Annotated in this window: 11 protein-coding genes; 8 read left to right on the top strand and 3 right to left on the bottom strand. The window is 62.7% G+C overall.

Annotated features, from left to right (window positions below; translation table 11 throughout):
* Positions 1 to 5 precede the first annotated feature (5 nt).
* From ACM6UT_RS12245 to ACM6UT_RS12255, 3 genes are all read left to right on the top strand, one after another.
* The gene (locus ACM6UT_RS12245) at positions 6 to 845 is read left to right on the top strand and encodes an ABC transporter permease (protein ID WP_416797626.1); all 840 of its coding nucleotides are present in this window, start codon (positions 6 to 8) and stop codon (positions 843 to 845) included.
* Positions 842 to 2,464 carry a dipeptide ABC transporter ATP-binding protein gene (locus tag ACM6UT_RS12250; RefSeq protein WP_416797627.1) on the top strand — a complete coding sequence of 541 codons (1,623 nt, stop codon included), beginning with the start codon at positions 842 to 844 and terminating at the stop codon, positions 2,462 to 2,464. Before ACM6UT_RS12245 ends, ACM6UT_RS12250 begins: the two co-directional genes overlap by 4 nt.
* A 148-nt stretch (positions 2,465 to 2,612) precedes the next feature.
* The gene (locus ACM6UT_RS12255) at positions 2,613 to 3,800 is read left to right on the top strand and encodes a M20 aminoacylase family protein (RefSeq protein ID WP_416797628.1); all 1,188 of its coding nucleotides are present in this window, start codon (positions 2,613 to 2,615) and stop codon (positions 3,798 to 3,800) included.
* A gap of 94 nt (positions 3,801 to 3,894) precedes the next feature.
* Here the strand turns inward: ACM6UT_RS12255 and ACM6UT_RS12260 are convergent, their stop codons facing one another.
* Positions 3,895 to 5,064 carry a polysaccharide biosynthesis/export family protein gene (locus tag ACM6UT_RS12260; RefSeq protein ID WP_416797743.1) on the bottom strand — a complete coding sequence of 390 codons (1,170 nt, stop codon included), beginning with the start codon at positions 5,062 to 5,064 and terminating at the stop codon, positions 3,895 to 3,897.
* A 432-nt stretch (positions 5,065 to 5,496) separates the two neighbouring features.
* Positions 5,497 to 5,856, bottom strand: coding sequence for a winged helix-turn-helix transcriptional regulator (locus tag ACM6UT_RS12265; protein ID WP_416797629.1), 360 nt, complete (start codon positions 5,854 to 5,856; stop codon positions 5,497 to 5,499).
* Between the two features lie 110 nt (positions 5,857 to 5,966).
* Here ACM6UT_RS12265 and ACM6UT_RS12270 point away from each other — a divergent pair, with 110 nt between their 5' ends.
* Positions 5,967 to 6,674, top strand: coding sequence for a glutathione S-transferase family protein (locus ACM6UT_RS12270; protein ID WP_416797630.1), 708 nt, complete (start codon positions 5,967 to 5,969; stop codon positions 6,672 to 6,674).
* Between the two features lie 136 nt (positions 6,675 to 6,810).
* Here the strand turns inward: ACM6UT_RS12270 and ACM6UT_RS12275 are convergent, their stop codons facing one another.
* Positions 6,811 to 7,473, bottom strand: a complete 663-nt coding sequence (locus ACM6UT_RS12275; protein ID WP_416797631.1) for a GntR family transcriptional regulator — start codon at positions 7,471 to 7,473, stop codon at positions 6,811 to 6,813.
* A 366-nt stretch (positions 7,474 to 7,839) separates the two neighbouring features.
* Between ACM6UT_RS12275 and ACM6UT_RS12280 the strand changes: the two genes are divergently transcribed.
* The 4 genes from ACM6UT_RS12280 to ACM6UT_RS12295 are packed head-to-tail and all read left to right on the top strand — an operon-like array spanning position 7,840 to position 12,360.
* Positions 7,840 to 9,123 (top strand): NRAMP family divalent metal transporter, encoded by a 1,284-nt coding sequence (locus ACM6UT_RS12280; protein ID WP_416797632.1) that lies wholly within the window; start codon positions 7,840 to 7,842, stop codon positions 9,121 to 9,123.
* 11 nt (positions 9,124 to 9,134) lie between these two features.
* Positions 9,135 to 9,899 (top strand): LamB/YcsF family protein, encoded by a 765-nt coding sequence (locus ACM6UT_RS12285; protein WP_416797633.1) that lies wholly within the window; start codon positions 9,135 to 9,137, stop codon positions 9,897 to 9,899.
* Positions 9,900 to 9,914: 15 nt separating this feature from the next.
* Positions 9,915 to 10,721, top strand: coding sequence for a putative hydro-lyase (locus tag ACM6UT_RS12290; protein WP_416797634.1), 807 nt, complete (start codon positions 9,915 to 9,917; stop codon positions 10,719 to 10,721).
* A gap of 7 nt (positions 10,722 to 10,728) precedes the next feature.
* A complete protein-coding gene (locus ACM6UT_RS12295; protein WP_416797635.1) occupies positions 10,729 to 12,360 on the top strand; it encodes a 5-oxoprolinase subunit B/C family protein in 1,632 nt (543 codons plus the stop codon).
* Positions 12,361 to 12,370 lie beyond the last annotated feature (10 nt).

A 12,370-nucleotide genomic window follows, 5' to 3' on the forward strand; every position in this document is an offset into this window, starting at 1 on the left:
AGCCGATGCCGATCTGGAAATCACTGTTTTCACGGCTCGACGCCGTGCTTGCACTCGCAATTTTGATTGCAATCGCTCTAGCGGCGCTGTCTGCGCCGATCGTTTTCCCCGACGGGCCTTGGCGCATGGTCGCTCGTCCCCTGATTGCACCATTCACGGACATGACGCACCCGCTTGGAACCGATGCACTTGGGCGAGATCTAATGGCGTCGCTCATGTTTGGGGCGAGAACATCGCTGGTGATTGGCCTCGTTTCGACTTGCGTGGCAATCGTCGTCGGCACCAGCATTGGGGCTGTTGCTGGTTTCGTTGGTGGTCGCGTCGACAGTGCCCTGATGCGCAGCACGGAGATGTTCCAGACCGTGCCGAGCTTTGCGCTTGCAATCTTGCTGGTCGCCATCTATGCGCCGTCGACTCTTTCCATCATGATCGCAATCAGCGTCGTCAGTTGGCCGCCCGTTGCCCGGTTGGCGCGCGCCGAGTTTCTCTCCATGCGCAGACGCGAGTTCGTTCAGGCGGCCTTGCTCTCCGGGCAATCGAGCCTCCGCGTCGCGTGGTCTCAGATACTCCCAAACATCCTGTCTTCACTGACCGTCATGGCAGCTCTGATGGTGTCGATGGCGATACTGTTCGAAAGTGCGCTGAGCTTCGTAGGTCTCGGGGACCCGAAGGTCGTCAGTTGGGGATATCTGATCAGTGCCGGGCGTGGGGTCATGTCGCAGAGCTGGTGGCTCACCTTCCTGCCAGGACTTGCGATCATGTCGACGATCGTCTCGATCACGACCCTGGGTGATGCGATTGGCGACAGCCAGGATCCGTATTTCGAGCGGAGGGAATCCAAATGATGCCTGGCCTCGTCCTTGACGTTCGCGAACTCGTCGTAAGCCTCGGGCAGCAAGAGACGCCCATTGTCGAAAATGTCAGCTTCTCTGTCGAGGCTGGGAAGACGGTTTGCCTTGTAGGTGAGAGTGGGTCGGGCAAGTCGATGATCGCCAACGCGGTGCTTGGCCTCCTGCCGAGCACACAATTGAGGATCACCGGAGGCGATATTAGATTCCGAGGCGACAGCCTGCTCGGGCTGACCAAGTCCGCGATGCGCGACCTGCGTGGGAAGCGGATCAGTATGATCTTCCAGGATCCGATGTCCGCGCTCAATCCGGTGAGAAATATCCGGACGCAGTTCGACGAGGTGTTCTCGGCCCATTGCATCGAGCCGCAGGGTGGGCGCGAACGTCGCATGCGTGAACTACTCGATTTGGCGCATCTGGCGGACCCTCGCCGCATCCTCGATTCCTACCCGTTCGAGCTGTCCGGAGGCCAGCGCCAGCGCATCATGATCTCAATGGCAATGGCGCTCAATCCGGATCTCCTGATCGCAGACGAGCCGACGACCGCACTCGACGTGACGACGCAAACGCAAATTCTTCACTTGATTGAAGAATTGCAGAGGAGTTTCTCGACGGCGGTCCTCTTCATCACCCATGATTTCGGTGTCGTCGCCGAAATTGCCGATGATGTCGTGGTCCTGCGCCATGGCCGTATCGTCGAGCAGGGAAGGCTCGGAGATGTGCTCAAGGACCCCCGGCACGATTACACGAGGGCGCTCATCGGCGCGGTACCGGCGTGGAGGCCGCGATCCGGTGGGCTGCAAGCTGCGCCGATCATATCCGCCCGCGCTCTGCACAAGACATTCAAAGGGCATTTCACCGCGCTCGACAATGTCTCGATTGAGCTGGCCGCCGGAGAGACGCTTGGCATCGTCGGTGAAAGCGGGTCGGGAAAATCGACCTTCGCGAAGTGCCTGATCGGTATGGAGGAACCCGATTCCGGGGCGATTGCCGTCCATGGGACAGACATCGTGCCGCTTCCGCGGTCCCTGAAGCGCCGGTATCGGCATTGCATGCAGATGGTGTTTCAGGACCCCACGGCAGCCCTTAATCCGCGTCACACGATCGGTCGGACGCTCATGGATGTCGCCCGGGTGAACGGTTCCGCGCGAAGCGCAGAACGGGAGAGGGCTCTTTGTCTTCTCGACGACGTGAAGCTTGACCGCAGGTTTCTCGACCGGTTTCCTCACGAACTTTCGGGAGGCCAGCGCCAACGCGTCTGCATAGCCCGCGCCCTCGCTGCCAACCCAGAGGTATTGATCGCCGACGAGGCTTTGTCGGCCCTGGATGTATCTATGCAGCGGGAGATACTGGTCTTGTTCGACGAACTGAGGAAGAAACGCGGTCTGGCGATCCTCTTCATCACACACGATCTCAGAGTTGCTGCCGAGATCTGCGACAACGTCGTCGTGATGCAAAATGGCAAGGCCGTGGCTAGGGGTACGCCCTTGGAGGTCATGATGGCGGGTCGGCATCCATATGTCGATGAGCTTCTGGCAGCGATACCGGGCCAAGACTGGTTTCCAGTCGGCTCGATTTCGTCCGGTGATCCTCGGCCGGACCTTGTATGCACCTGATGGTCGGCGTTGATCACGGAGTTGCCTTCCACCGACAATCGGCGCTGTAGCCTGACACTCCACAGCGCGCCAAAGGTCCGCAGACCAATCATTATTGTTCCGCCACCCAGGTAGGGCAAATCTGCAACAAATACGGGAACCTGACGAAATGAACACCTCGTTTAGAAATTCGATTGCGGCGATGCTCCCTGACCTGATCGAGTGGCGACAAGATTTTCACCGCCATCCTGAGCTGATGTATGACTTACCGCGCACCGCGGGACTTGTGGCCGAGCGGCTTCGCTCATTCGGATTCGATGAGGTGATCGAGGGGATCGGCAAAACCGGCATCCTCGGCATATTGCATGGCTCGAGCGGGCCGGCGGCATCGAAGGATAAGCGCGTCCTGTTCCGGGCGGACATGGATGCTCTTCCGATTGAAGAGGCCTCGGGCGCGGCGTATTCGTCCGCTGCTCCGGGACGGATGCATGCCTGCGGCCATGACGGACACACCGCCATTCTGTTGGGCGCCGCAAGGTATCTCGCTGAAACACGCGCCTTCCATGGGACGCTCATCTTCTGTTTCCAGCCGGCGGAGGAAGGCCAGGCAGGCGCGCAGGCCATGATCGATGACGGCATGCTCGAGCGTTTCCCGGTCAAAGGAGCCTACGCGCTCCATAATTGGCCGGGGATGCCGGTCGGTGAATTCGGTGTCATGCGCGGCCCGGCGATGGCGTCGGCCGATGGTGTCTTTATCACCGTTCAAGGTGAGGGCGGACATGCGGCGCAGCCGCACACGACGCGCGACCCGATCGTGGCTGCCGGCCACATCATCAGTGCCGTACAGACGATCGTCAGTCGCGTGGTGGATCCATTTGAGCAGGCGGTGGTTTCTATCACGGCGATCAATGGTGGCGACGCCTTCAACGTCATTCCCGACAAGGTGCAGATGAAGTGCGGATTCCGGTGTTTCTCGGAGAAGGTTGCGGCCACCATCGAAGAAGAGCTTTGGCGGATCTGCGAGAAGACCGGCGAAGCGCTCGGCGTCAAAGTGACAGTCTCGAGACCACCCCTCACGCCCTATCCTCCAACAATCAATCACACGACGGAGACAGAGATCGCGCTCGACGCCATGCGCGCAGTGGCCGGTGCCGACAAGGTGAGGGACGATCTGAAACCAGTTATGGGCTCCGAAGATTTCGCCTTCATCTTGCGGCAGGTGCCGGGTGCTTATGTTCTTCTCGGTAACGGAAACTCCGCCGCTCTTCACAACCCCGGATACAACTTCGCCGATGACGCCATTGGCTATGGAGTCGCGTATTGGAGCGAACTTGCAGCGAGGGTCTTGCCGAAGTGATCCATGTCGACCGCTGTGTCGCATTGCAGCTCTAGTCCGGGCTGCTGTGATATCGGCGCTTCAGATCGATTTGGCTATGAGTGGGTGTGTGCCGTCACTGGTTCATCATGAGCTGCGCGGTCCGTGCTGTGGTCACGGGACCGGATACAAGCCTCATGAACTTCTGGAAATCGACGGCCGGATGGCGGGACGCGTAGATCACGTCGCGGCTCTTGATCGGGAAGTTCTGTCCAATGATGAGGCTATCGGCAACCGACATGTCGAAACGATAGACGATCGGGTATTTGCCTTCCTTGTTCGGTGCCATGCCCTTCGAGAGAAGGTCATGGAACCGTTCGGGACCCAGCAGGTCCGAAACAATTTCTGGCTCTTCGTAACGGAAAACGAAATAGCCTTTCGCGTCGATACGTTCGTCGCTTCCGCCGCCGGCCAGCGCAATCGCTTCGAGGAGGTTTACGTCGTTGGAGCCGAACGGAATGCGGCCGTTCTTCCAGACTTCCCCGAGTGCCGTGAACGTGCGCGGATCCTGCGTGACGAAAATCTGGTCCTTCGGCTGCACGTAGATGTTTTCCGACGGATTATCGACGATCGATTGCAGAAGCGCCGTGCCGGTCTTGTTGCCGCGCGTGAGCGTCACATAAGATTCATAAGGTTGGGCTGCCGGACCGCCAGCCTTGGCGATCACCTCCATGATGGTCTCTCCCGAGAGACCGAGCGGCACCATCGAGGGTTTGCCGACAGCGCCCGACACTGTCACGTTACGAGAGGCGGTGCTTGCGCTCGTTACGATTACATCCGGTTCGACAGCTTTGTTGACCAGCGAGCTGAGGACAGCCTGGCGCGCCTCCTCCAGCGTGCGGCCGGCAAAGACGACCTGACCAACGTAGGGGATAGCGGCCTTGCCATCCGGCTGGACGACGATATCGATGTTTGTCTGTTTCGTATCGGAGGTCGAGAATAGACCGTCGGCGCCTGCCTCAAAAATTGTGACGCGCAACTGATCACCTACGCCGATCACGGCGCTCTTGGCGCCGCCGCCGATTCCGAAACGCCGCTTGAGGAGACCTACGGAGAAGTTCGCGACCGTCCTTGCCGTGCGTGCGTCAACATCGACCACTTCAAACACGGCAGCGTTTGCTCGGTGCGACTCGGCGATGGATCTTCCGGATTGTGCATTGATGTCCGCTGCCAAAGGACCTGCGCCGGGAAGAGCCTGACAACCTGCCAAGCCCGCACAAACAACCGCCACGACAATACGTTTCAAACTGAAGTCTCCCGACAAAGACCGCCCGAAGGCAGACTGCGTTCCCATAGCATAGGAAAATTCGCCATTTCCAGCCGGCAAGCACAAATAAGAATGCACAACCAACATTTTGTGAGCGGCCGTATCCTCAAAGCCTCTTGTCATTAGCGGATTCGCCGATGAGTCAAAATGCTCCTTCGCCGGCGCAACGATGCCTGCGTCGAGTTCGAGGACCTCACCCGAATTCAAAGCTGCTTTCAACCACTCGCGCGGCGCCGATGTTCCCGGTCTATCCCGACTAGGATGTAGCAGCCGAAGCCGTTACGAAACCGTGAAGACTACGTGCGTCCATGTGCCATCCCGAGAATCGAAGCGCTGATCGTCTCAGGGATCCGTGCTTTCCATCGGGGTGTTCGCCATGAGGCAGAGGTCGCCGATGTCTCTCGGCGTCTTCTATCTCGCCACCGGCGAACCCGACCGCTGCGGGGTTGGGGTGTCCTGACGGCGCTCCAGCCCAGCCCACCAGGTCCCGAGTGCGTCGAGCAGCGGAACTAGGGCCATGCCGTCGGGCGTCAGGTCGTATTCCACGCGCAGTGGATAACCATCGAAGGCCGTTCGCTCGACGATACCGGCGTCTTCGAGCTTGCGCAGCTCTAGCGTGAGGATTCGGTGCGAGACAGTCGGATTGTCGCGCCTCAGATCGCTGAACCGCTTCGTCCCGTCCTTCAGATAGTAAATCAGGAGCGTCGGCCAGCGGCCGCTCAACACCTGCATGACTTCTTCGATCGGGCAGCGCGAAACGAGGTCTTTCATGTCGGGGCTCCGACGTGGTGACAAAAATGTGCGTAATTTACATGGGTAGGGACAGGTCATAGATCCAGATCGCTGCGCAGCGTGATCAACAGAAATCACGGAGAAGAACATTGGAACCTATTCTTGTTTACGGCTTCCCGCTCGGGAGCTCGATGGGGCTCGTCGCGGCTCTCGAATGGCTGGGCAAACCCTACCGGCTCTGCCGGGTCGACATGCTCGGCGAGATGCGCGAGCCTTCTTACGCCCGGCTGAACGCCCGGCACGAGACGCCCATCCTCGTCACCGACGACGGCCGTGTCGTCACCGAAACCATGGCGATCGCCCATTGGTTTGCGGCACGCGATACGGAGCGGCGCATCAGCTTCGATCCGAGGTCAGCCGATTCCGACCGGATGATCCAACTGATGGCCTTCATTAACACCGGTTTCACGGCGGCCTTCAGCCCACTCTGGGCTGCGTTCGAGATGGATCCGTCGGACCCGGTGCTCCAAAATGCCTTGCGGCGCTTTGGGCAAGAGGCCGTCACCGCGCGGCACGACAAGCTTGAGGCGATGCTGGGCGACAGTCCCTATCTCCTCGGAAATCGGCCGACGCTGGCAGACGGCGTCTTCGTCGGCGTCGCCCGCTGGCTCGATTTTCACGAGGTCGCACCCGCAAGCCGCTGGCCGCGCATCGAGGCGCTCCGCCGGCGGCTGGAGGCGGATCCGGCGGTGCGTTTCGCGAGCGCACTCGAGGAAGGTGAGGTTGCAGCGGGGTCCGGCGCCTTTCAGGGGCATGTACCGCTTGCCGAAGTCATCGACCGTTTCGGTCGCCGCTGAACGAAGCAGGTCGGCCTCGGCCGGCCTGTTTCCTCGCCTGTTCCAATCGGGCGCCCGGAATTATCCAGCCGCCCTTGGACCGAACGTCGTTCCCTAAAGATGCCGACCCAAGCACCGCACGCCCGCGAAGCTGGGCTTATCCCATCTCTCCGAGCCTGGAAAATGCCGCCAGCACCGTCCGTTCCGACCGTTCGAGATAAGCCTCCAGCGCGCGTGCCGCCTCGGTGGATTTCCCCGCCTTCACCTGTTCCAGTATCGCTGCGTTCAGGTCGACGTAAGGGGCGTGGAGGAACTCCGGATCCTCGAGAAGTCCGAAGCTCAGGCGGAGTTCGGCGGCGATCTGGCCGTAGAAGGCGTTGAGCCTCGTGCTGTCGGCGAGGTCGACGATCGCCGCATGAAACGCCATGTTGGCGCTGCCGACGCCGACCCAGTCTTTCGCCTCGCGGCATTTCAGGGCAGTCTCGACGGCATCATGCATGCGCATCACCGCCGGATGCTGCGGGTAGGCCTGTTCGAGCGCCCGGCATTCGATCAGGCGCCGGACCCGGTAAATGTCGATGATCGAGGCCATGCTCGGCGTCGCGACGAAGACGCCACGGTTCGGCTCGTGCCGCAGCAGGCCTTCCTTGGTAAGGAGACGGAACGCTTCGCGGAGCGAGTTGCGCGAAACGTCGAGATTGCCGCTCAGCGCCGCCTCCGAGAGCCGCTGGCCGGGCTTCAACTCGCCGTCGATCAGGCGTGCGCGGATCTGTTCGGCAAGCCGTTGCGCGAGCGTCAGTGCTGGATCGTGATGTGTCATCGGCCCCTTTTGGCGCGCGCGCCGTGTCTCTCCGTCTAGCCCCGTCAGTCCGCCCCTTGCCGGATGTCGTGCATCCGCGTCTTGCTGGTCTGCGCCGTCGGGCGACCCCATTGCGCAATATCCCCGAAGCGGGAGGAGAGGCAAGGTCCGCGCGGCGGCAGCGGCAATTATGCTCAGCAAGGAGCCAGGTTCTGCACATATCCACACTTCAACGCTCTACAAGATTACAGAATGGTGGAATCAAACAAGAAAAATTGTTCAACAATCTTGACAGAATTGTGAAACGCGGCGACGCTGCGCCCATCGGAGGCAGCAGAACGACCCGTCTTCGTGCATGGACGGGCCACAATCATAAGGAGAGGGTTCATGGAACAGCATTCGATATCCCCAGGCAGTGCAGGTTCGACGAAGGACGCTTCTGCGCCCGCCACCCAGTCGGCCAAATCCCGCCGCGCGTCGCTTACCGCTGCCATCTTCCTGATGGCGACCTCGGCAATCGGTCCGGGCTTCATCACCCAGACGGCCACCTTCACGTCCAAGCTCGGCGCGGCCTTCGCCTTCGCCATCCTCGCCTCGATCATCATCGACTTTGTCGTCCAGCTCAACATCTGGCGGATCGTGACGCTGACGCGCATGCGCGCTTCCGACATCGCCAATGCCGCCATTCCGGGAACCGGCTACCTGCTCGCGGTGCTCGTCATCGTCGGCGGCCTCTTCTTCAACATCGGCAATATCGGCGGCTCCGGACTAGGCCTCAATGCCATGCTCGGCATCGACCCGAAACTGGGCGGGGCACTCAGCGCGCTGATCGCGATCGGCATCTTCCTCTCGAAACGCGCGGGCGTCGCCATCGACCGGCTGATCATCGTCGCCGGTGTCATGATGATCCTGCTGACGCTCTACGTCGCCATCGTCTCCGGGCCGCCGGTCGGCGACGCGCTCTACCAGACTGTCCTGCCGGCCACGATCGATTTTGCCACCATCACCACCATCGTCGGCGGTACGGTCGGCGGCTACATCACCTATTCCGGCGCACATCGCCTGCTCGACAAGGGAACGGTCGGCATCGAAAATCTCGGCGCTGTGAACCGGGCCGCACTCTCCGGCATCGCGGTGACCGGCCTCATGCGTTACGTGCTCTTCCTCGCGATCCTCGGCGTCGTCGCAAGCGGTGTCGTCATCGACATCTCCGGCAAGGGTGCCAACCCGGCGGCCCAGGCCTTCGAGGCCGCGGCCGGCAATGTCGGACTGCGCATCTTCGGCGCTGTCCTCTGGTTTGCCGCCATCACCTCCGTCATCGGCGCGGCCTATACCTCGGTCTCCTTCCTCACCGCCTTCAAGCCGGACATCAGCGAGCGGGGCCGCAACCTTGCAACCGTCGTCTTCATCGCCGTCTCGCTCTTCTTCTACGTCGTGATCACCACGCCGCCGGCGCAGATGCTGGTCTTCGTCGGTGGCCTCAACGGCCTCATCCTGCCGATCGGCCTTTCCATCTTCGTCTATGCGGCCTGGGCCCGTTCCGACCTCATGGGCGGATACCGGTATCCGCGCTGGCTGCTCGTTCTCGGCGCGGCGGTCTGTGCGCTCACCTGGTACATGGGCTACAAGTCGATCGGTCCGATCTTCGCACTGCTGACGGCAAGCGCATAAGGAGACCTTCGATGACGGCAATCGATCTCAACAGCGATCTCGGCGAAGGCTACGGCGCCTGGAAGATGGGAGACGACGAAGCGATGCTCGCCATCGTCTCCAGTGCCAACGTCGCCTGTGGCTTCCATGCGGGAGATCCCGCCGGCATACTGAATACCGTCAAGGCGGCGGCCGAGAAGGGTGTTTCGATCGGCGCGCATGTCTCCTATCCCGATCGCGTCGGCTTCGGCCGGCGCGACATGGACGTGACGAGCGGCGAGCTCACCGCGGACGTCATCTACCAGATCGGCGCCCTCAAGGGGCTTGCTACCGCCGCCGGAACGACCGTGGGCTACGTCAAGCCGCATGGGGCGCTCTATAATCGCATCGCCCATGATCCGAAGCAGGGACAGGCTGTGATCGATGGCATCAAGGCGGTCGATTCCTCGCTCGTCCTGATGGGGCTCGCCGGCTCCCCGATCCTCGATCTCGCCCGCGAGGCGGGGCTTCAGGTCGTGGCGGAAGCCTTTGCCGACCGCGCCTACCAGCCCGACGGCCAGCTTGTATCGCGCCGGGAGCCGGGTGCCGTGCTGCATGACCCGCAACTGATCGCCCGACGCATGCTGCGGCTCGCCTACCAGGGTACACTGGAAGCGACCGACGGCTCGACGATCAAGATCGACGCGCAGTCGATCTGCGTTCACGGGGACAGCCCCGGCGCCGTCGCCATTGCACGGGAGATCCGCCGTGCCTTCGAGGCCGATGGTGTTCGCGTCCGCTCCTTCCTTGCAGGCTGACCGGAGGAGACCGGCATGATCGCTCCCGAATACCTCCGCCATGTCGATGCAGGCCGCGCACGGGCCGCACGTGAACGCTATCGTGCCGGTGCCGTCGAGTCGACGTCCGGGGTGGCACCCGGTTTCACCCAGGCGAACATGATCGTGCTACCGCGGGACTGGGCATTCGATTTTCTGCTCTACGCGCAACGCAATCCCAAGGCCTGCCCGGTTCTCGACGTTTCCGATCCGGGTTCGCATCACACCATGCTTGCGCCGGGTGCGGACCTGCGCACGGACATTCCGCTCTACCGCATCTGGCGCGACGGCAAGCTTGCCGAAGAGACGCCGGATGCAACGGCTGCCTGGGCCGAGCATCCCGACCTCGTGAGCTTCCTGATCGGCTGCAGCTTCACCTTCGAAACGCCGATGATCGAGGCCGGCATCGAGATCCGTCATATCACCGACGGCACCAATGTGCCCATGTACCTGACCGACCAGCCGTGCCGGCCTGCCGGTCGGCTCAAGGGCAACATGGTCGTCTCCATGCGGCCAATCCCAGCCTCCCGCGTTGCGGACGCCGCGACGATCTCCGGCCGCTTCCCGGCCGTTCACGGCGCCCCGGTGCATGTCGGCGCGCCGGAGCTCATCGGTATCCGAGATCTCTCGAAGCCGGAGTTCGGCGACCCGGTGCGTATCGAGCCGGGCGAAGTGCCGGTGTTCTGGGCCTGCGGGGTGACGCCGCAGGCGGCCGTCATGGCTTCCGTCGTGCCGTTCGCGATCACGCACGCGCCCGGGCACATGTTCATCACCGATATTCCCGATTCCGCCTATCACGCCTGAGGTCCGCATGCGCTTTCTGCCCGTCAGCCTGACGACGATCCTGGTCGAGCTTGCCGACCTCGACGAGACGCTGGCCCTCTTCGCGTCCCTTCAGGCTGATCCGGTCCCCGGCGTCGAAGACCTGGTGCCGGCCGCGCGCACGCTGATGATCCGGTTCCGACCGGAGCGGCTGAGCGCGGCTACGCTTGCCGCGGCGATTGCGGGACGCGATCTTTCGGTTCGCACGGCGCCGTCCGAACACCTCGTCGAGATCCCCGTACGCTACGACGGCGAGGATCTGGACGAGGTCGCGCGCTTGACCGGGCTCTCCGTCGAGGAGGTGATCCGTCGGCATACGGAGAGCGAATTCACCGTCGCCTTCTGCGGCTTTGCGCCGGGCTTCGGCTATCTCGTCGGCGGCGATCCGGCCTTGCAGGTGCCGCGGCGGCAAAGCCCGCGCATGCGCATTCCGGCGGGCTCCGTCGCGCTTGCAGGCGCCTTTTCCGGCGTCTATCCGCAGGCGAGCCCCGGTGGCTGGCAGATCATCGGCACCACCCCGGAAAAGATGTGGGACCTTTCCCGCGACCCGCCGGCACTCTTCCAGCCCGGCTACCGCGTGCGCTTCGTCGATCTCGAAAAGCGCGGGCTGACCACAACCGCAGCGGCGCGGCCGGCCTCGGCGGAGAACGTGTCGGACGCGGGGGAGGTCGGTCACACGGTGACCGTGTTCAAGGTCCTCGCTGCGCCGATCCCTGCGCTCTTACAGGATTTGGGCCGGTTCGGACAGACGGGGCAGGGGGTTTCGGCGTCGGGCGCCCTCGACCAGGGTGCACTGAAGGCCGCGAACCGCGTCGTCGGGAATCCGCCCGGCTGGCCCTGCCTCGAAATCACGCTCGGCGGCTTCTCCTTCGAGGCAAGGGCCCGCGCCGTCGTCGCCTTCGCCGGCGCACCGTGTCCGATCCTTGTCCGCGACGCCGCCGGCCGGGAGATCGAGGCCGTCGGCTACCAGCCGATCGCGCTCGAACCGGGCGATGTCGTCACCCTCGGCCATCCGCCGGCCGGCATGCGCAGCTATCTTGCGGTGCGCGGTGGCTTCAGTGTCAAGCCGGTGCTCGGCAGCGCCTCGACCGACACGCTGGCCGTCATCGGACCCGAGCCCGTCGGTGCAGGTGCGGTGCTTGCGCTTGCCGACGATCGCGAGGGACTGACGAGCGTCTCGCTCACCGAGACACCGGCCTTTGCGGCACCGAAACCGGGAGAGATCGTGACGCTCGACGTCGTTCTCGGGCCGCGCACCGACTGGTTCACGAAAGCCGGTCTCGCGAGCCTCACCGATCAGCTCTGGACGGTGACCCCGCAGTCGAGCCGCGTCGGTATTCGCCTTTCGGGCGAGCAGCCGATCGAGCGTCGGGACAGCGCCGAACTCCCGAGCGAAGGGACGGCAACCGGAGCAATCCAGGTGCCGCATAGCGGCCAGCCGGTGCTCTTCCTCGCCGACCATCCGCTTACTGGCGGCTATCCGGTGATCGGCGCGGTCGCCGAATACCATCTCGATCTCGCCGGACAGATACCGGCCAATGCGAAGATAAGATTCCGGCCGGTTTCGCAATTTGCCGAGATCACGCCGTCGACCGGCCGAGACGCCGCGGAAAGACAGTGAGGAGACCAAA

It is taken from the genome of Ciceribacter azotifigens (assembly GCF_048159625.1).
Lineage (GTDB): Bacteria > Pseudomonadota > Alphaproteobacteria > Rhizobiales > Rhizobiaceae > Allorhizobium > Allorhizobium azotifigens.